This is a genomic window from Promicromonospora iranensis (genome assembly GCF_028994805.1).
Taxonomy (GTDB): domain Bacteria; phylum Actinomycetota; class Actinomycetes; order Actinomycetales; family Cellulomonadaceae; genus Promicromonospora; species Promicromonospora iranensis.
Genome location: NZ_JAJQQP010000008.1, coordinates 69,537 through 87,630 on the forward strand (window position 1 = coordinate 69,537; position 18,094 = coordinate 87,630).

Below are 18,094 nucleotides of genomic sequence, written 5' to 3' on the forward strand. Positions count from 1 at the left end.
CGTTCCGACCACAGAGGAGGCAGTGATGAGCCGTGACGCGCTCGCCCGGGCCCAGCACCTGCGCGGCGTCTCCGGTGTGGACCGGAGGATGCGCCGGGCCGGCATCATCGTCGGGATCTGGTTCTGGGTCAGCTACGTGCTGTACGCCGTCGGGATCACCGTCGGCAACGCCGCGGCCGGCAACGACCTGGAGATCAGCGCGCTCGACGCGACACTCGGCGCGACACGCTGGCCGATGATCTGGCTCGGTGTCACCGCCTCGGTCGGCATCCTGGCGCTCCACGTCTCGGCCGGTGGCAGCCGCCGGTCCCTGTTCGAGGGCGTGGTCCGCGGCTCCCTCGTCGTCGGCGTCGGCTACGGCGTCGTGACCACGCTCGCCCTGCTGGGAGAACGCGCGCTGAGCGCGTCGCTCGGCATGACCTGGCGGCGGCTGGGCGCGCTCCCGTTCGACTCGCCCGTCGCCGTGCTCGGCACGGTGGTCGCCGAGTCCCTCGTGATCACCACGTACCTCCTGTTCGGGGCGTGCGTCGGGGCGGGATTCGCGCACTACCGGGCCTGGGGCGCGCTCCTCATCGTCCCGCTCGCCCTGCCCGCGGTGCTCGCCGACCTCGCGACCCGCACGGGTGTGGTGGGGACGATCGCCAACGTCGAGCTCCGTCCCGACCTCGATCATGCGGAGGTGCCCCCGGCCGAGGGCCTCGCGACCCTGCTGCTCGGCGTCGGCGGGACCGCGCTCGCCGTCGTCATCGCCGCCGTCGTGCTCCATGCCCTGCTCCGCACCGTCCCTGTACGCGCCCGCTGAGCCGGGCCCCCTCTCACCTCGTACCCGGACCAACCTTTCGAAGGAGCGACATGACGTCCCCAGTCGTCGAAGTCAGCCACCTCCGCAAGACCTACCCAGCCGCCAAGCGCGGCGGCACCCCCAAGACCGCCGTCGCCGATGTGTCCTTCCAGGTCGCCCGAGGTGAGATCTTCGGGATCCTCGGCCCCAACGGGGCGGGCAAGACCACCACCGTCGAGTGCCTCGCCGGCCTGCGTCGCTCTGACGGCGGCACCGTACGGGTCCTGGGCCAGGACCCGCAGGCCGATCCCCTGCTGATCCGGGAGCACGTCGGCGTCCAGCTCCAGGAAGCCGCGCTGCACGACAAGATCACCGTCGCCGAGGCGCTCGACGTCTTCGGCTCGTTCTACTCGGAGCGCGCCGACCCGGCGGAGCTGCTCGACCTGCTCGACCTGACCGCGCACCGCCACCAGCAGTTCGGCAAGCTGTCCGGCGGGCAGAAGCAGCGGCTGTCGATCGCGCTCGCGCTGGTCGGCAAGCCGCAGGTGGCCATCCTCGACGAGCTCACCACGGGCCTCGACCCGGCAGCGCGCCGTGCGACCTGGGAGCTCGTGGAACGGGTCCGGGACTCCGGGGTCACCGTGCTGCTGGTCACGCACTTCATGGACGAGGCCGAACGGCTCTGCGACCGGCTCGTCGTGATCGACGGCGGACGGGTGGTCGCCGAGGGAACCCCGTCGGCCCTGATCGAAGGGCTCGAGGGCGACCGCGGCGTCCGGCTCCGGTTCGCCGACGACGGCGCGCGCGAGCGTGCCACCCAGCTGCTCGCCGCCCTCGCCGAGAGGGACGCCGACGTCACCGCCGCCGTCCCGATCGGGGACGAGATCGAGGTGACCGGCACCCGCAAGGTCCTGTTCGCCGTCGTGCAGGAGCTCGCCGCCGCCGACGTCGTGCCCGACGACGTCCGCACGCTCGAGCGGACTCTCGAGGACGTGTTCGTCCAGGTCACCGGTCGCGAGTACCGGGTAGAGGAGAACGAGGAGGTGGCGGCATGACCGCCGTCGAGACGACCGGCCCCGTCCGCGTGAACCACGAGGGACTGCGCTTCCGCGCCTTCTGGACGCTGTTCGGCACCGAGCTCAGGGTGTGGCTGCGCGAACCGACCGGCGTGTTCTTCGCGCTGATCTTCCCGAGCCTGCTGCTGCTCGGCCTCGGGCTCGCGGTCCCCGACTTCTCGAAGCCGATGGCCGACGCGCCGCCGCCCTGGAACGAGGCACCGGGCATCACGTCCTACCTGCCCACGATCATCGCCCTGGCCGTGGGGACCATCTCGCTGACCACCATGCCCGTGCAGTTCGCCACCTTCCGGGAGAAGGGCATCCTGAAACGGCTGTCGACCACGCCCATGCCGCCGCAGAACCTGATCGGCGTGCACATGGTGATCAACGTGCTGGCGCTGATCGTGTCGGCCGGTGCCGCGGTGGTCGGCGGCATGGTGGTGCTGGGTGTCCCCTTCGCGGCCGACCCGCTCGTCGTCCTGCTCGTCCTCGTGCTCTCGACGACCGCGATGTTCTCCCTCGGGCTGCTCGTCGCGGCCCGGGCCGAGAAGGGCCAGACGGCGTCCGGCCTGGGCATGCTGATCTACTTCCCGTCCCTGATGTTCTCCGGGGTGTGGGTCCCGCTGTCCGTCATGCCCGACTGGATGCAGGAGATCGGCCTCTACCTGCCGCTCGGCGCCGCCGCCCAGGGGCTCACCATGGGCTGGTTCGGCAACGAGGGCTTTCCGCTGGCCCAGGTGCTCGTACTGGCCGTCTGGACGCTCGTGCTCTTCCCGCTCGGCGTCAAGCTGTTCCGCTGGACCTGACCGCCTGACCGCCTGACCACTTCGCGGACCCGGCCCGGGACTCACCCGGGCCGGGTCTAAGGTGTCCCGGCCGATGTCGAGGCCGACACCCGGGAGAGGAACACATGGGGACCTTGCGGAAGATCGCAGAGCTGGCCGGGCGCTGGTTCGCCGTACTCGTGCTGCTGGGCGGAGTCGCGGGCCTGCTCGCCCCGGCCCAGCTGGCGCCCCTCGCGGCACACATCCCGCTCTTCCTCGGGATCATCATGTTCGGCATGGGCCTGACCCTGCGCGGCAGCGACTTCGCCCTCGTGGCCAAGCGGCCGTGGGCGGTGCTGATCGGCGTCGTGGCCCAGTTCGTGATCATGCCGCTGGTCGCCTGGGCCGTCGGCGGCGTCTACGGCCTCACCGGCATGGCGCTGCTCGGCATGATCCTCGTCGGCTCCGCTCCCGGCGGCACCGCCTCGAACGTGATCGTGTACCTCGGCAAGGGCGACACGGCCCTCTCCGTGACGATGACCGCGATCTCCACCCTGCTCGCGCCGTTCCTCACCCCGCTGCTCATCCTGTGGCTCGCCGACGAGACCCTCGACGTCGGGTTCATGGACCTGTTCGGCTCGATCCTCCAGGTCGTGCTCGTGCCGGTGCTCGCAGGCATCCTGCTGCGCGCCGTCGCCGGGAGGTTCGTCGAGAAGCTGCTGCCCTACCTGCCCCTCGTCTCCGTGGGCGGCATCGTGCTGGTGGTGCTCGGGGTGGTCGCCGCCAACGCACAGACCGTGCTCGCCACGGGACTGCTCCTGGCGCTCGCGGTCATCACGCACAACGTGCTGGGACTGCTGCTCGGGTACGGCGCGGCGAAGCTGGCGCGGCTGGACCGTCCCGCCCGCCGGGCAGTCAGCATCGAGGTGGGCATGCAGAACTCGGGCCTGGCCGCGAGCCTCGCGGCCACTCATTTCTCACCGGCCGCTGCACTGCCGGCCGCACTGTTCTCGGTCTGGCACAACCTGTCCGGAGCCGCTCTGGCGACATGGTGGGCCCGGCGTTCCGGGACGCGCTGATCTCACCTACTCTCTTGTCATGAAGCCGTTCCTGCTGCTGGCGACACGCGGAGAAGACATCGCCGCGGACGGCGAGTACGCGGCGTTCTTGCAGTACGGGGGCCTGGAACCGAAGCAGCTGCACCGGGTGCGCCTGGAGCGTGACCCGCTGCCGCCCGTGGACCTCGACGACTACTCGGGCGTGCTCGTCGGCGGCGGGCCGTTCAACTCCTCGGACCCCGCGGAGCTGAAGGGCCCCGTACAGCGCCGGGTCGAGGCACAGCTCGCCGCGCTGCTCGACGAGCTGGTCGCCCGCGACTTCCCGTTCCTGGGTGCCTGCTACGGCGTCGGCACGCTGGGCGCGCACCAGGGCGCGGTGATCGACGCGACGTACGCGGAGCCGGTGGGTCCGGTCGTCGTGGAGCTGACGCCGGACGCGGCGTCGGACCCGCTCCTGGCAGGCATGCCGCCGAGCTTCTCGGCGTACGTGGGCCACAAGGAAGCGGTGCGCAAGCTGCCGGACCACGCGGTGCTGCTCGCCTCGTCGGCCGGCTGTCCGGTGCAGATGTTCCGGATCAAGCAGAACCTGTACGCCACGCAGTTCCATCCGGAGCTCGACGGCACGGGCATGGTGCAGCGGATAGCCGTCTACCGGGACTACGGCTACTTTCCGCGCGACGAGGCGGAGCTGGTGCGCGAGCGGGCCGTCGCCGTGACCATCGCCGAGCCGATGCGCATCCTGCGGGCGTTCGTGGAGCGTTACGCCCGCTAGTGCGTGCACTCCAGAAGAGCTGTGACCGACCGCATCCTGGTATCCGGTGGACAGCCTGCGGGGGTGCGGCTACCGTTTTGGCCGTGGACATCCGTTGGTATTGGCGCTTTACGTCGGCTCCTGGTGGAGCTCGGCGGGCGCACGCCTGACCAACTTTCCACCCGGAGCCAGGGCCTGGGACGCCGATCGCGTCCAGGCCCTTCGTCTTGACCGAGACGGGCCGCTCCGGACCAGGAGTCGGTGGCGGGCCGTCCGGTTCCTCGAACCAGACCTCGCCAACCAGGAGCCCCGATCCCGATGAGCATCACCCCCGCGGAACCCAGCACCGAGGCATCTGACCTCGGTACCCGCACCTCCGACCTGCGCATTCGCGCTCTCGACCCGCTTCCCGCGCCGAACAGCCTGCTGGAGTCGATGCCGCTGGGCACCGCCCGTAGCGACCTCGTCACGACGTCCCGCCGCGAGGTGCGCGACGTCCTGACCGGCGACGACGACCGCCTGCTGACGATCGTCGGCCCGTGCTCCGTGCACGACCCGGTCGCCGCGCTGGACTACGCCGCGCGGCTCGCCACGCTCCGCCGCGAGCTGTCCGACGACCTGGTCGTCGTCATGCGGGTGTACTTCGAGAAGCCGCGTACCACCGTGGGCTGGAAGGGTCTCATCAACGACCCGCACCTGGACGGTTCGCACGACGTGCGGCACGGCCTGAACCTCGCCCGTGAGGTGCTGCTGGGTGTGCTCGACGCGGGGGTCCCGGCCGGGGCCGAGTTCCTCGAGCCGACCAGCCCTCAGTACATCGCCGACGCCGTGACCTGGGGCGCCATCGGTGCGCGCAACGTCGAGTCGCAGGTGCACCGCCAGCTCGCCTCGGGCCTGTCGATGCCCGTCGGGTTCAAGAACGCGACCGACGGCGACGTCCAGATCGCCGTCGACGGCTGCATCACCGCGGCGAGCGAGCACACCTTCTTCGGGGCCGACGGCGAGGGCCGTGCCGCCGCCGTCGAGACCACCGGAAACCCGGACTGCCACGTGATCCTGCGCGGCGGGCGGTCCGGCCCCAACTACGGAGCCGAGGACGTCGCCGCCGCACTGCGTGTGGCCCGCGCCTCCGGCCTGGGTGGCGCTGTCGAGAACGGTGTGATCGTGGACGCCAGCCACGGCAACTCGGGCAAGGACCACGTGCGCCAGGCCGGCGTCGTGCACGAGATCGCCAACCGCATCGCGGACGGCGAGCGTGGCATCACCGGCCTGATGATGGAGAGCTTCCTCGTGGCCGGCGCGCAGAAGCCCGCCCCGCTGTCCGAGCTCACCTACGGCCAGTCGGTCACCGACAAGTGCATGGACTGGGACACCACGGAGGACCTGCTGCGCGAGCTGGCGAAGGCGGTCCGGGAACGGCGCGGCTGACTCCGCACATGCGTGGTCGAGCCCGGCGAGACGCTGTCTCGCCGGGCTCTGCGGTCTGACGCGGCTCACCGCGCAGGGCTGTAGCCCTCCAGCGCCTGCACCCACGGGCTGATCCGGAGGACGGCGCCGTCCAGCACGTCGAGGCCGCCGGGTGACGAACCCGGGCGTTCTGAGACCGGCACCTCGACGGCGGCGGTCCCGGGCTGCGGCACCACACGGAGCGTCGTCGTGAGGTCGGGGTCGTTCACCGTCGACATGGCGCCCCACTCGACCGCTGCCGATGCTGCCTCCCCGGGCGGGACGACCACCCGGCCCGGCACCACACCCGGTGCGTAGGGCTCGATCGACACGTCGTCCTGGCCGCGACCGGCATCGTTCAGCGGTACCACCTCTGGCACCGCCTCCAGGGCACACGCGTGTCGTGCGACGTTGCGCGCGGTGAGCAGGCCGTAGCGGTGCCCGGTCGCTGCGTCGGAACCGGGCCAGGCGATGCGCAGGTGGCCACTCGCGCAGGCCGGCGCCGTGACGTCGTCCGGCCAGGCCTTCGTGCCGGCCGGGAGCGGGACGGTGTGCGGTGCGTGGGCGGCCGGAACGGCGCCCGAGACCCAGCCGGTGGACTCTGTGTACTCCGCGTCCAGGACCGTGTAGGCGAGCGGGCGGTCGGCGGTGGCGAAGCGCCGGGCCTCGAGCCAGGACCGCAGGTCGGCGAGGCTCTGTGCGCCGGGCGCGGCCTCGGACTGGATGGTGAGCGGCTGGCCGGCGACGTACGCGGCGTTCCGGACGTCCGGTCGGCCTGCCGCTGCGACCACGAGCCGGACGGCGGCCAGGTCGGGCGGACGTGACGCGGACCCGTAGCGGATCCCGGGCGCCTCGAGGTCCGCTCCGCGGTCCAGCTCGACGGCCTTCCGGGCCAGGGTGACGAGGTCGTCCGCGGAGGACGCTACGACGGAGGCCCACGCCGTGTGCGGACCCTCCGCCTCGGACGTGACGCCGAGGCTCACGCGCTCGGCGCCGGTGGCGCGCAGCTCGTAGCCGTACTCGGTGGCCTCGGCCACGCGCTCGGGCTCGGCGTCGAGCTCCGTCCGGATGCTGAGCCAGGGCTGACCCGTCGTGGAGTTCTCGGACGGCTCGGAACCGGCGAAGAACTCCGCTGACACGGTGATGTTCTCGAGGGGGTCCACGCGGCTGGACGCGGCCGCCAACAGGCGTTGCGCATCGGTGACGGCGTTCCCGGCTGCCGCGGGGTCGAGCGACTCAGCCAGCTCGACGCGGGCATCGACCCTGCTCGGCGTCGTCTCTTCGCGCTGGCCGAAGTTCTGTGGGGCGGGCTCGCCCACCGTGGTCCTGGTGACGTCGACGTCGAGGACGCCGTCGAGCTCGCGCACCGCGTCGGCCGCGGACCGGATCTCGTCCGGCGGTCGCTCAGCGCTCGGGGTGCACCCGGCGAGCGCGAGCGCGGCTGCGGTAGCGATCAGGAGGGTCCGGGGGAGTGAGGGCACGCGGGAATCGTCCCACCGACGATCAGCCGACGAAGCCCTCCAGGTCCGCTGTCGACACCTTCCTCCGAGACCTGATCAGTTCCTCCACACGCTCCATCTGCTCCCACACGTTCACTGCCATGCCGGCCGCCACCTGCCCGTCGACGCGCCAGAACGCCACGAACTCGTGGGAGCCGGTGTCGCCGGAGATCACCACGTCGTCGTACCCGGCCTCGACGTCCACCCAGCCCGTGTACTCCATGCCGACGTCGTACTGGTCGCTGTAGAAGTAGGGCAGCTTGTCGTACTGGTCGGGGGCGCCGAGCATCGCCCGGCCCGCGTGTGCGCCGGTCTCCTGAGCGATGGCCCAGTGCTCCACGCGGAGCGGGCGCCCGTAGTGCGGGGACGGAACGCTCGCCACGTCACCACCGGCGAACACGTCGGGATGCGAGGTCGCCAGCGTGCCGTCCACGACGACGCCCCCGCCCTGGGATGCGGCCCGAAGGTCCAGGCCCGCTGCCTCGGCGAGCCCTACGTTCGGCGCGACGCCCACGCCGATCACCACGACGTCGGCACCGATGTGCCTGCCGTCCGTCAGGTCGATGCCGGTGACGCGGCCGTCGGCACCGAGGATCCGCATGACCGAAGCGTTGCGCAGCAGATGTACCTCGTGCTCGGCATGGATGCCCGCGTAGAAGTCGCTCATCTCGGACCCGAGCGCCCGCCCGAGCGGGTGGGAACCACGGCCGACCACCGTGACGCCCAGGCCCAGGGACCGTGCGGACGCAGCCACCTCGAGCCCGATCCACCCGTCGCCGATCACGACGAGCCGGCCCACACCCTCCAGGGAGGCCTCGAGCAGCGTGCTGGAGATGCGGTCGGAGTCCTCGATGGTGCGGAGGTAGTGCACACCGGCGAGGTCCGCGCCGGGCACGTCCAGCGCTCGCGGTGTGGACCCGGGGGCGAGGAGTGCCTTCGCGAAGGTGAGCGTGCCGCCGTCGGACAGGGTCAGGTGGTGCCGGGCCAGGTTCAGCCCGACGACCGCCTCGTTGGCCCGGACGGTGACAGCGTGCTCGCCGTACCAGGCTTCGTCCAGCGGAAAGGCGACGTCGCGCTCCGCCTCGCCACGCAGGTAGTCCTTGCTCAGCGGAGGTCGCTCGTACGGATGATGGGGCTCAGCCGTGACTACCACCAGCTCGCCGTCGTATCCACCGGCGCGGAGCGCTTCTGCGGCGCGGGCTGTCGTCAGCCCGCCGCCCACGAGGACGTACGGATCCATCGGATGCCTCCCGTGCTGGGTTGGCTCTCCAGTCTTGCATCGGAGGGCGAGGCAGGCACGAGCGTCCGACGGCGGTCGGGTCAGCGGATATCTGCCCAGGCGAGGTCGGGCCGGGGTCGTCGGCGCGCGGCCCGACGCCGTCCGCGTGGACGGTAGGCGATCGTCCCGCTGTGCCGCGGCACGCAGTGCCCGACGTCGTACCGGCTGCGCGGGGTGTGCCCGTCACGGGGACCGGTCATGCCTGTCGCTGGTGTCCAGGCGGGTGTGCCCTCCCGCTCCCGGACCGGTTCGGGTGGTGTGGGCGCGACGAAGCCGTAGCTGTGCCCGGTGGGCGTGGTGGTCTCGACGGCTTGTCGGCCTTCGTGCTCGGTGACCGACTGTGCCCAGCCGGGCGCCTGCTTCGCATGATTACACCGGGCGCAGAGGCCTTGACCGTTGTCCAGGCTGGTCGCACCACCCTCGGCGTGCGGGGTGATGTGGTCGATGTGCCGTACCGGTGCGTCGCACCACGACGTGGCACAGATGCCCTGCTCCCGCGCCCGCAGCAGATCTGCCAGGCCCGGTGGGTGGAACCGTGCCTTCGACGTCGTGGCCAGCAACCGCCCCTGGGGATTGACGTAGATCGCGCGCAGCCATGCCGCGTCGGCGTCGATCCCGTGTGCGGCCAGGTGCCGGGCCACGGGGGCCGGGACCATGCCCGCGCCCCCGGGCATGCCCTCGACGACCACACCGGGCTGGTCACCACCGGTCAGGAGGGTCTGGTCGGAGACCAGCAGATTGAGCGTGACCGGCACCTCGTCAGCCGCACCCGGGTCGCGGCTCGTGACGCGCTCGATCAGGGTGTCGGCCATGATCTGCCCGGCACCGCGCTCGTCACCTGCTGCTGTGGCTGCCTCCGCGTGCTTCTTCAGCTGCGCGTACGCCTGCACACCCTGCGCCATCGGCACCAGCGCAGTCAGATACACCATCAGATCCGGCGCCGGACGCACCGAGACACACCGCTGCGAGGCCGCCTTCGCGTTCCGCTTCACACACGCATGCACGTCCAGCTGGCTGGCGAGTTCCTTGATCCGCGCGATCAGCCGGCGGGTGCCCATCCGCCACAGCGCGGCTCGGTTCGCCGGTCCGCAGATCTGCTCATCGATCTGGGCGCGGTCCTCCGCTGTCAGGTGTGCGGTCTCGCGGACCATCAGAGTCGCGCGCCACTGCGAGAGGGCTCCGGTACGGAGCGCGTGGAACGTGTGGGGCATGCTGGTCAGCCATGCCCGCGCCGTGCCCAGGAATGCTGATCCGGCGTGCGGGCTCTGCTGCATCGCTGCCCCGACCTGGTTCGGAACGGCCCGACCTCGCCGCTCAGTACGAACCCCGTGCTCGGCCTCGGCGACCTTCGTCGCTTCCTCCACTGCCACAGCCAACCGAGCCTGAGCGGCGGTCGCGGTGTTCTTCTTCTTCAGGGCTTCGAGCTCCGCGAGCAGCTCGATCCACTGTGCCGGGACGCTGTCGGGCAGTGCGGAAGGCGTGTCGGAGGGGCCTGGAAGGATCATGTCCGCCAGCTGCTCGCGCACGGCCCGCAGCGCTGCCGGGTGGAGCGCAGCACCGTCCACGCCGAGCGGCGCCGACGGAGGAGAGCCGTCAGGCGTTCGTCGTGTTCGATCACTGGTGCGCATCATGGCATCAATCTATCCGACAGGTGTTCGAAGTGCGCGCCCAACGGGCACCGTCTGCTGAAGGCGGAACCACGGCTGGTGTCAGTCGGCTCCATCGACAGTGAGAAGTTCGATGGCGCGGCGGGCGTGGCGCCCGGCGTCCGCATCCGTTCTGACCGCGGAAATCCCGTGACCCACCGGCGCCTGGCGTCGCACGATGGGCGCATGACCTTGCCGACCCCCGAGCTGCACACCTCCCGCCTGCGTCTGCGACCTTTCGCCGGAGCCGATGCCGACCACCTGGTCGCACTGCACACCAGTGCCGAGGTGATGCGCTACTGGGACTCCCCGCGCTGGACGGACCCCAGCCGCGCCGAGCGATTCCTCGCGGTCTGCGAGCGGCTGGCGGAAGAGGGGTCCGGTGCCCGCGTCGCGATCGATCGCGTGGAGGACGGGGCCTTCGTCGGGTGGTGCGCCCTGATGGAGTGGAACCCTGACTTCCGCAGTGCGTCGCTGGGCTACTGCCTGGACCGGTCCGCGTGGGGGCACGGCTACGCGACGGAGGCTGCGCACGCCCTGCTGGGGTGGGCGTTCGACACGCTGGACCTGAACCGGGTCCAGGCCGAGACGGACACCCGCAACATCGGGTCGGCGCGGGTCCTGGAGAAGCTGGGATTCGTGCGCGAGGGGACGCTGCGGGAAGACTGCATCGTGGACGGAGACGTGTCCGACAGCTGGGTGTTCGGGCTGCTCCGGCGTGACTGGCGTCCGCCTGTGCCGGCTTCTTAGCGCGTTCGCAGCGCAGGCCCTCGAGAGAGCGAAAAGGCCCTCTGTGCCAGCATTTCTGCTGGTCAGAGGGCCTTTCCCATGGTCGGGGTGACAGGATTTGAACCTGCGACCTCTTCGTCCCGAACGAAGCGCGCTACCAAGCTGCGCCACACCCCGATGGAGTCCACGGCACGACAGGCACGAAGCCTTTCCGCGGAAGCCTGCTCAGAATAGCCGACGCAGGGCCCGGAACGGAAACCGAATCCGGAGTGGGTCCGATCACGCCCGTTCCGGGCCGCTGCGGAGGCGTTACGCCAGCTCGACGACGAGCTCCAGCTCGACCGGCGAGTCCAGCGGGAGAACTGCCACGCCGACGGCGGAGCGGGCGTGGATACCGGCGTCGCCGAAGATCTCGCCGAGCACCGTGCTGGCGCCGTTGATGACCGCGGGCTGGCCGGTGAACGACGGGTCGCTCGCGACGAACCCGACGACCTTCACGATCCGGGAGATCGTGTCGAGCGAGCCCGTGACCGATCGGACCGCTGCGAGGGCGTTGAGCGCGCAGGTGCGTGCGTAGGCCGCGGCGTCGTCGGGGGAGACCAGACCTGCACCGTCGCCCACCTTGCCGGTCGCCGGCAGCGCGCCGTCGACGAAGGGCAGCTGGCCCGAGGTGTAGATGTAGCGGCCGGTCTGCACCGCCGGTACGTACGCCGCGACCGGCGCCGCTACCTCGGGGAGCGTGATGCCCAGCTCGGCGAGGCGCTTCTCGTGGGTCATGCGTCACCGCCCGTCGGACGCTTCAGGTAGGCGACGAGACCCGTGCCGTCGGGTCCGGGGACCACCTGCACGAGCTCCCAGCCGTCCGAGCCCCACTGGTCGAGGATCGCCTTGGTGTTGTGAATGAGGAGGGGGATCGTCGCGTATTCCCACTTCGTTGCCATGCCGACGATGCTAGCCCGCGATCGAGGACGGCGATTCCCCACGAGACCTGCACACGGGCGGCTCCAGTTTCGGCGCGCCCGCTCAGGGTCACCCCGTAACCTGGGCTCATGGCCATGGCGAACCCTCGCGAGCCGCGCCGGATCACCCGAACCATCCCCGCCGCGCAGCTCATCGGACTCCTTCTCGCATTCGTGCTCACCGCTGGTGCTGGTGGCGTGATCGCGGCCGGGCTGGTGATCCCGCTCGCATCCGGCGTGAACACCGCCGTCGACACCGGCGTCGAGGTCTTCGAGGAGGTGCCGGCCGAGCTTGTCCCGGGTCCACTGTCGGAGCAGTCCCAGATCTATGCGAGCGACGGCAGGACGAAGCTGGCCACGTTCTATGCGCAGAACCGCATCGTCGTGCCGCTCGACAAGGTCTCGGCCAACATGAAGAACGCCGTCATCTCCATCGAGGACGAGCGCTTCTACACGCACGGTGGCGTGGATCCCGAGGGCATCTCGCGCGCCGCGGTCAAGAACTTCGGCGGCGGCGACATGCAGGGCGCCTCGACGCTCACCCAGCAGTACGTGAAGAACGTCCTGATCGAGGAGGCCGACCGGGCAGGTGACACCTTCGGCATCCTGGAGGCTCGCGAGGACTCGCTGACGCGCAAGCTGCGCGAGGCGAAGCTCGCGATCGCCCTCGAGAAGGAGATGTCCAAGGACGACATCCTGCAGGGCTACCTCAACATCGCGCAGTTCGGCCGGAGCGTGTACGGCGTCGAGACGGCCTCGCGGCACTACTTCAACAAGTCGGCGAGCGACCTGTCGGTGGTCGAAGCGGCGACGATCGCCGGCATCACCAAGGCACCGAACCAGTTCGACCCGGTGGAGAACCCGCAGAAGGCCAAGGAGCGCCGTAACCTCGTCGTCGGCAAGATGTGGCAGCTGGGCTACATCTCGACCGAGGAGCGGGACGAGGCGCTGGCGACGAAGCTGTCGGACAGCCTCGACGTCCAGCCCTTGGATGTCGGATGCGACTCCGCCAAGGGTGCCGCCTTCTTCTGTGACTACGTCATCAAGGAGGTCATGGCCAGCCCCGCCTTCGGGAAGAAGAAGGCGGACCGCCAGGACCTGCTCTACCGCGGTGGCCTCAAGATCGTCACCACGCTCGACATCAAGAAGCAGCGTGCGGCCGAGAAGGCCGTCCTCGACGCCGTCCCGGTCGGGGACTCGAGCGGCCTGGAGAGCGCGATCGCCTCGGTGCAGCCGGGGACCGGCAAGATCCTCGCGATGGCGCAGAACGTGCCGTATGCGTCCGGGGCCGAGCGTCCCTCCGGCACGACGACCGTCAACTACGCGGCCGACTACTCGCACGGCAACTCGCGCGGGTTCCAGCCGGGCTCGAACTTCAAGCCGTTCGTGCTGGCGGAATGGCTGCGGAGCGGGCGCCAGCTCAACGACATCGTGAACGCGAACCAGGTCTCCCGGTGGCCCCAGGACTTCAACACACCGTGTGTCGGGAACCTGGCTGCCGCCGAGCCGTGGAAGCCGTTCAACTCCGACGGCGCCGGGTCGGGCAGCATGCCGGTGCTCAAGGCGACCTACAACTCGGTGAACACCGCCTATGCCGACATGGGTTTCAAGCTGAACCTGTGCGACCTGCGGAACACCGCCTACAAGATCGGCTACCGGCCGACGTCCATCCCTGACACCAACTCGGAGGGCGCCCGGTATTCGCGCCCGCTCGAGAAGGCCAAGGTGGAGGACATCGAGATCCAGGCGCCGATGATCCTCGGTACGCAGCCCACCTCGCCGCTCAACCAGGCGGCCGCGTACGCCACCTTCGCCAGCGGGGGCACCTACTGCTCGCCCATCGCGATCCTCAGGGTGAAGGACGGGGACGGCAAGCAGATGAAGGTGCCGGGGGCCAACTGCGACAAGAACGCCCTTCCGGCGAACATCGCCAACACGGTCACCCACGCGCTGGAGAACGTGTTCACCAAGGGTACGTACGCGGGCAACGAGCTCTCGGGCGGGCGTCCCTCGGCCGGCAAGACCGGCACGACGAACCTCTCGTGGCACACCTGGTTCACGGGGTACACCACGCAGCTGTCGACGTCGGTCTGGGTCGGTGACGCGGAGGGCGACGTCCAGCACTTCCACACGACCGTCAAGGGCGTCTACCGCGAGGGACCGCTGTACGGCTCCTACGTCGCTGGGCCGATCTGGTCGTCGTACACCGAGGCCGCCAGCGCCGGCATGCCGATCGGCCAGTTCGGCCCCGAGGACCCGAACCTTGTCGGCCAGGAGCCCGCCCCGCCAAAGCCGAAGAACGACGACGAGGGCGGCTCGAACGGCGGTAGTTCCGGCGATGAGGGCGACTCCGACGGCGGCGGCGACTCCGGTAACGGCGGCGGCAACGGGAACGGGAACGGCAACGGCGGCAACAACGGGAACGACTGATCTCTATGGGGACGCTGGGTAACGTCGGCAAGGCGCTCGGGATAGCCGGGGGCGTCGCCGTCGCCGGACTGGCCTACGCGCACGTGGAGACCAAGCATTTCCGCGTGCGGCGGGTGACCGTGCCCGTGCTGCCACCTGGGCAGCGCCCGATTCGGGTGCTGCACATCTCGGATCTGCACCTGACGCCGAGCCAGCGCACCAAGCAGGCCTGGGTGCGCTCGCTCGCGGCGCTCGAGCCGGACCTCGTGATCAACACGGGCGACAACTTCGGCCACACCCAGGCGCTGGCGCCGCTGCTCGATGTCCTCGGTCAGCTGATGGACGTGCCCGGCGCGTTCGTCATGGGGTCGAACGACTACTACGCGCCGACATTCAAGAATCCTGCGCGGTATCTGCTGCCCGATGCTCGCGTCCAGCGGGAGGACAAGGTCCCGCTGCCCACGGAGTCGCTCACCAAGGCGTTCACCGAAGCCGGCTGGTTAGACCTCGACAACAGCCGCGGGCTCGTCGAGCTGCGCGACGGCCGCACCGTCGGGCTGGTCGGCATGGACGACCCCCACCTCGACCGGGACGTCATGCCGGAGCCGGGCCGCGTGCCCGGCGAGGAGGACGCGGTGCTGCGCCTCGGCGTCGTGCACGCGCCCTACCAGCGGGTGCTGAACCAGCTGACGGCCGACGGCGTCGACGCGATCATCGCCGGCCACACGCACGGCGGGCAGCTCTGCCTGCCCTTCTACGGGGCGCTCGTGACCAACTGCGACCTGGACCGGACCCGCGCGTCCGGCCTGCACGGCTGGCCCGGAGCCCGGCCGGACCGCGAGGGCGGCGAGGGCTCGACGTGGCTGCACGTCTCCGCGGGCGCCGGCACCTCGCCCTACACGCAGGTCCGCTTCGCGTGCCGCCCCGAGGCGACGCTGATGACGCTGACGGCGACTCCATGATCATGGTCGGGCGATGCACCGACGGCGCACGTTACAGGTCTTGAGACAGCCGGAACCGATGGGTCTTTCACCGAAGCGGAAGTGTCGGCGAGTGTCGGCGAGTACTGGCGCGGCTCCGTCAGGGCAGAGGCGCTGAGGGCCGTCGTGCATGTGCCAGGCGGGTCGATCTCGCCGCAGTGTTTCGAGCTTCAGGCGGCCGTCACATCGAATGGTGTCGATGTCACGAGTTCTCCCTTTGATGGGGACTGCATCCCCTCATCTCCTCCCTGGAGCAACACTGAGCCTGGCCGCAATACTGTGCCGTCGGAACTTCCTGCGGCGATCGGAGTGAACAGTGGCGCAGCCCCGTGAACAGATGTCGACCGCCCTGTTCGTCTTCGGCGCTAGTACCGTTGTGGCGATTCCCCTGGGGCTGACGATCATCTTCGGCTTTGCGTCAGTCGGCGGCTGTTTCCTGGAGTGCTCAGAACCAGATCCGGGGGCCGGGATCAGGTACTTCCTGGCCGCGATGGCGCTGCTGGCGGTCCCTGTGCTGGTCGGCTTTGCTGCGCGGAGAAGGTCCCGGACATTCTGGTTGTGGGGGTGGGCAGCCTTGATCGTAGGCCTTGGGATTCCTTTCGCGGGGTTTAACTGAAAAGGCCAGGTGGCCGGTACCCACGGGTACCGACCACCTGGCTCTGACTCGCCACAACTGCTGGACTCAGCGCGCCCTGCGCTCCAGCCGGTCCAGGTCCAGCAGGACCACGGCACGGCCCTCGCGGCGGACCCAGCCGCGGGTCGCGAAGTCGGCCAGGGCCTTGTTCACCGTCTCGCGGCTCGCGCCGACGAGCTGCGCCAGCTCCTCCTGCGTGAGGTCGTGCGCCACCCGGATGCCGTCGTCGTTCGGCTCGCCGAAGCGCGTCGAGAGGTCCAGCAGCGCCTTGGCCACGCGGCCCGGGACGTCGGAGAACACGAGGTCCGCGAGCGTCTCGTTGGTGCGCCGGAGGCGACGCGCGAGCGCGCCGAGCAGCTGGGTGGCGACACCGGGGTGGTCGGCGATCCAGCGCACGAGCGACTCGTGACGCAGCTCGTAGACCACGGAGTCCGACACGGACGAGGCCGAAGCGGTACGGGGACCCGGGTCGAACAGGGAGAGCTCCCCGAACATCTCGCCCGGACCCAGGATCGACAGCAGGTTCTCGCGGCCATCGCTCGACCGGCGACCCAGCTTGATCTTGCCCTGCGCGATGACATAGAGCCGGTCACCCGGTTCGCCCTCGCGGAAGAGCACGTCACCCCGGACCAGCTCCACGGGCACCATGGACTCGAAGAGCGCGCGCGTCTCCTCGCCTTCCATGTCCGCGAAGAGGGGGGCAGAGAGTACGACTTCGTCGTCCACCAGTGGTGTCCTCACGTGTCGGGGACTTTCGTCCATCAGTCTTTTCCACCTCTCAGTCTGCCTCAATGTCACGAGAATGCCGGGTCATCGGGTTCTCTCGTGGCGTCCGCGTGGCGCGCAGACCGACGTGATCGTCCGCCTCGTGCGGGATGTCAGGTTTGCTCGGTGCGAAGTAGGACGCCCGTCCATAAATCCTAGGGGGTCTCACCTGGGAGTTTGGAACGGGCGTCCCAGGAACCGCTCAGGGAACCTTGCGCTGCTCCGGTCCCACGTACTCGCACACGGGCCGGATCAGCGCGTTCGCGGCGCGCTGCTCCATGATGTGCGCGGTCCAGCCGGTGATCCGGGAGGCCACGAACAGCGGCGTGAAGATGTTCGTGTCGAACCCCATCAGGTGGTACGCCGGGCCCGCCGGGTAGTCGAGGTTCGGCTTGATGTTCTTCCGGTCGCCCATGACGCTCTCGAGCGTGTCGTACAGGTCGAGCACCTCGGTCTGGCCGTAGTGCTCTGCCAGGTCGCCGAGCACCGCCCGCATGGTCGGCACGCGCGAGTCGCCGTTCTTGTATACCCGGTGGCCGAACCCCATGATCTTCTTCTTGCTCGCCAGGGCGTCCTCGAGCCACGCCTCCGCCTTGTCGGCCGTGCCGATCTCCTCGAACGTGGCCTGCACGGCCTCGTTCGCGCCGCCGTGCAGCGGACCCTTCAGGGCGCCGATCGCGCCGGTGACGGCCGAGTGCAGGTCGGCGAGCGTCGAGGTGATGACCCGCGCGGTGAACGTGGAGGCGTTGAAGGAGTGCTCCGCGTACAGCACCATAGAGGCCTCGAAGGCCTGCACGACGGCGGGCTCCGCCTCCTTGCCGAACGTCATCCACAGGAAGTTCGCGGAGTAGCCGAGGTCCTCGCGCGGGTGCACGAGCTCCTGGCCGCGGCGGCGGCGCTGGTCCAGCGCGACGACGGCGGGCAGGACGGCCCACAGGCGCACCGACTTGGCGAGCTCGGCCTCGACGGAGGAGTCCTCCGCCGCCGGGTCGTGGGCGCCCAGGACCGACACCGCGGTGCGGCACACGTCCATGGGGTGGCAGTCGGTGGGCAGCTCGAGGATGGCGTCGCGGACGTTGTCCGGCAGCTCGCGGTGCACACGTTCGGTGGCCGTCTGCTCGGTCAGCTGTGCCGGAGTCGGCAGCTCGCCGTGCCACAGCAGGTAGGCGACCTCCTCGAAGGTCTTCTTCGCGGCCAGCTCCTGCACCGGATAGCCCCGGTACAGCAGCGAGTTGGTCTCGGGGTTGACCTTCGAGATTGCCGACGTGTCGGCGACGACACCGGCCAGACCCTTGCGGATCTCCGTGGTCTCGGTCATGTGCACTCCTTCGTGTCG

General features: G+C 70.0%; 16 protein-coding genes and 1 tRNA gene. 9 read left to right on the top strand and 8 right to left on the bottom strand.

Going from position 1 to position 18,094, the window contains the following annotated elements:
* Positions 1-25: 25 nt before the first annotated feature.
* From LUM46_RS14800 to LUM46_RS14825, 6 genes are all read left to right on the top strand, one after another.
* Positions 26-802 (top strand): hypothetical protein, encoded by a 777-nt coding sequence (locus tag LUM46_RS14800; protein WP_274994877.1) that lies wholly within the window; start codon positions 26-28, stop codon positions 800-802.
* 50 nt (positions 803-852) lie between these two features.
* Complete coding sequence (locus LUM46_RS14805; RefSeq protein WP_274994878.1) at positions 853-1,836, top strand: ABC transporter ATP-binding protein; 984 nt, start codon at positions 853-855, stop codon at positions 1,834-1,836.
* Positions 1,833-2,645, top strand: coding sequence for an ABC transporter permease (locus tag LUM46_RS14810; RefSeq protein ID WP_274994879.1), 813 nt, complete (start codon positions 1,833-1,835; stop codon positions 2,643-2,645). The genes LUM46_RS14805 and LUM46_RS14810 overlap by 4 nt, the downstream gene beginning before the upstream one ends.
* Positions 2,646-2,749: 104 nt before the next feature.
* Entirely contained in the window at positions 2,750-3,682 is a 933-nt protein-coding gene (locus tag LUM46_RS14815) for a bile acid:sodium symporter family protein (RefSeq protein WP_274994880.1), read from the top strand.
* Positions 3,683-3,701: 19 nt separating this feature from the next.
* Positions 3,702-4,433 (top strand): glutamine amidotransferase, encoded by a 732-nt coding sequence (locus LUM46_RS14820; RefSeq protein ID WP_274994881.1) that lies wholly within the window; start codon positions 3,702-3,704, stop codon positions 4,431-4,433.
* Positions 4,434-4,730: 297 nt separating this feature from the next.
* Positions 4,731-5,840: a 3-deoxy-7-phosphoheptulonate synthase gene (locus LUM46_RS14825; protein ID WP_274994884.1), complete on the top strand. Its 1,110-nt coding sequence runs from the start codon at positions 4,731-4,733 to the stop codon at positions 5,838-5,840.
* 65 nt (positions 5,841-5,905) lie between these two features.
* Here LUM46_RS14825 and LUM46_RS14830 read toward each other — a convergent pair whose 3' ends face one another.
* From LUM46_RS14830 to LUM46_RS14840, 3 genes are all read right to left on the bottom strand, one after another.
* The gene (locus LUM46_RS14830) at positions 5,906-7,339 is read right to left on the bottom strand and encodes a DUF4232 domain-containing protein (protein ID WP_274994885.1); all 1,434 of its coding nucleotides are present in this window, start codon (positions 7,337-7,339) and stop codon (positions 5,906-5,908) included.
* A gap of 22 nt (positions 7,340-7,361) precedes the next feature.
* Positions 7,362-8,597, bottom strand: coding sequence for an NAD(P)/FAD-dependent oxidoreductase (locus tag LUM46_RS14835; RefSeq protein ID WP_274994887.1), 1,236 nt, complete (start codon positions 8,595-8,597; stop codon positions 7,362-7,364).
* An 80-nt stretch (positions 8,598-8,677) separates the two neighbouring features.
* Positions 8,678-10,141: an HNH endonuclease gene (locus LUM46_RS14840; RefSeq protein WP_274995155.1), complete on the bottom strand. Its 1,464-nt coding sequence runs from the start codon at positions 10,139-10,141 to the stop codon at positions 8,678-8,680.
* 327 nt (positions 10,142-10,468) lie between these two features.
* Between LUM46_RS14840 and LUM46_RS14845 the strand changes: the two genes are divergently transcribed.
* Entirely contained in the window at positions 10,469-11,032 is a 564-nt protein-coding gene (locus LUM46_RS14845; RefSeq protein WP_274994888.1) for a GNAT family N-acetyltransferase, read from the top strand.
* 79 nt (positions 11,033-11,111) lie between these two features.
* Here the strand turns inward: LUM46_RS14845 and LUM46_RS14850 are convergent.
* The 3 genes from LUM46_RS14850 to LUM46_RS14860 all read right to left on the bottom strand — a co-directional run bounded on the left by LUM46_RS14850 (position 11,112) and on the right by LUM46_RS14860 (position 11,952).
* Positions 11,112-11,188: transfer RNA gene (locus tag LUM46_RS14850), tRNA-Pro, on the bottom strand.
* Positions 11,189-11,320: 132 nt separating this feature from the next.
* Positions 11,321-11,788: a RidA family protein gene (locus LUM46_RS14855; protein ID WP_274994890.1), complete on the bottom strand. Its 468-nt coding sequence runs from the start codon at positions 11,786-11,788 to the stop codon at positions 11,321-11,323.
* The gene (locus LUM46_RS14860) at positions 11,785-11,952 is read right to left on the bottom strand and encodes a Sp36 family protein (protein ID WP_020017885.1); all 168 of its coding nucleotides are present in this window, start codon (positions 11,950-11,952) and stop codon (positions 11,785-11,787) included. Before LUM46_RS14860 ends, LUM46_RS14855 begins: the two co-directional genes overlap by 4 nt.
* Positions 11,953-12,060: 108 nt before the next feature.
* Between LUM46_RS14860 and LUM46_RS14865 the strand changes: the two genes are divergently transcribed.
* Together LUM46_RS14865 and LUM46_RS14870 are read left to right on the top strand one after the other, a co-directional pair.
* Entirely contained in the window at positions 12,061-14,400 is a 2,340-nt protein-coding gene (locus LUM46_RS14865; protein ID WP_274994892.1) for a transglycosylase domain-containing protein, read from the top strand.
* 5 nt (positions 14,401-14,405) lie between these two features.
* Positions 14,406-15,341 (top strand): metallophosphoesterase, encoded by a 936-nt coding sequence (locus tag LUM46_RS14870; RefSeq protein ID WP_274994893.1) that lies wholly within the window; start codon positions 14,406-14,408, stop codon positions 15,339-15,341.
* Positions 15,342-16,041: 700 nt separating this feature from the next.
* On the opposite strand, the gene LUM46_RS14875 is transcribed toward LUM46_RS14870, so the two are convergent.
* Positions 16,042-16,719 (bottom strand): Crp/Fnr family transcriptional regulator, encoded by a 678-nt coding sequence (locus tag LUM46_RS14875; protein WP_116677089.1) that lies wholly within the window; start codon positions 16,717-16,719, stop codon positions 16,042-16,044.
* 241 nt (positions 16,720-16,960) lie between these two features.
* On the bottom strand, positions 16,961-18,076 hold the full coding sequence (locus tag LUM46_RS14880; RefSeq protein WP_274994895.1) for a bifunctional 2-methylcitrate synthase/citrate synthase: 1,116 nt from the start codon (positions 18,074-18,076) through the stop codon (positions 16,961-16,963).
* Positions 18,077-18,094 lie beyond the last annotated feature (18 nt).

What these genes read in the sequence shown, in the direction of transcription:
- LUM46_RS14800 (WP_274994877.1), top strand. Translation starts at nt 26, where the DNA reads ATGAGCCGTGACGCGCTCGCCCGGGCCCAGCACCTGCGCGGCGTCTCC.
- LUM46_RS14805 (WP_274994878.1), top strand. Translation starts at nt 853, where the DNA reads ATGACGTCCCCAGTCGTCGAAGTCAGCCACCTCCGCAAGACCTACCCA.
- LUM46_RS14810 (WP_274994879.1), top strand. Translation starts at nt 1,833, where the DNA reads ATGACCGCCGTCGAGACGACCGGCCCCGTCCGCGTGAACCACGAGGGA.
- LUM46_RS14815 (WP_274994880.1), top strand. Translation starts at nt 2,750, where the DNA reads ATGGGGACCTTGCGGAAGATCGCAGAGCTGGCCGGGCGCTGGTTCGCC.
- LUM46_RS14820 (WP_274994881.1), top strand. Translation starts at nt 3,702, where the DNA reads ATGAAGCCGTTCCTGCTGCTGGCGACACGCGGAGAAGACATCGCCGCG.
- LUM46_RS14825 (WP_274994884.1), top strand. Translation starts at nt 4,731, where the DNA reads ATGAGCATCACCCCCGCGGAACCCAGCACCGAGGCATCTGACCTCGGT.
- LUM46_RS14835 (WP_274994887.1), bottom strand. Translation starts at nt 8,597, where the DNA reads ATGGATCCGTACGTCCTCGTGGGCGGCGGGCTGACGACAGCCCGCGCC.
- LUM46_RS14840 (WP_274995155.1), bottom strand. Translation starts at nt 10,141, where the DNA reads ATGATCCTTCCAGGCCCCTCCGACACGCCTTCCGCACTGCCCGACAGC.
- LUM46_RS14845 (WP_274994888.1), top strand. Translation starts at nt 10,469, where the DNA reads ATGACCTTGCCGACCCCCGAGCTGCACACCTCCCGCCTGCGTCTGCGA.
- LUM46_RS14855 (WP_274994890.1), bottom strand. Translation starts at nt 11,788, where the DNA reads ATGACCCACGAGAAGCGCCTCGCCGAGCTGGGCATCACGCTCCCCGAG.
- LUM46_RS14860 (WP_020017885.1), bottom strand. Translation starts at nt 11,952, where the DNA reads ATGGCAACGAAGTGGGAATACGCGACGATCCCCCTCCTCATTCACAAC.
- LUM46_RS14865 (WP_274994892.1), top strand. Translation starts at nt 12,061, where the DNA reads ATGGCCATGGCGAACCCTCGCGAGCCGCGCCGGATCACCCGAACCATC.
- LUM46_RS14870 (WP_274994893.1), top strand. Translation starts at nt 14,406, where the DNA reads ATGGGGACGCTGGGTAACGTCGGCAAGGCGCTCGGGATAGCCGGGGGC.
- LUM46_RS14880 (WP_274994895.1), bottom strand. Translation starts at nt 18,076, where the DNA reads ATGACCGAGACCACGGAGATCCGCAAGGGTCTGGCCGGTGTCGTCGCC.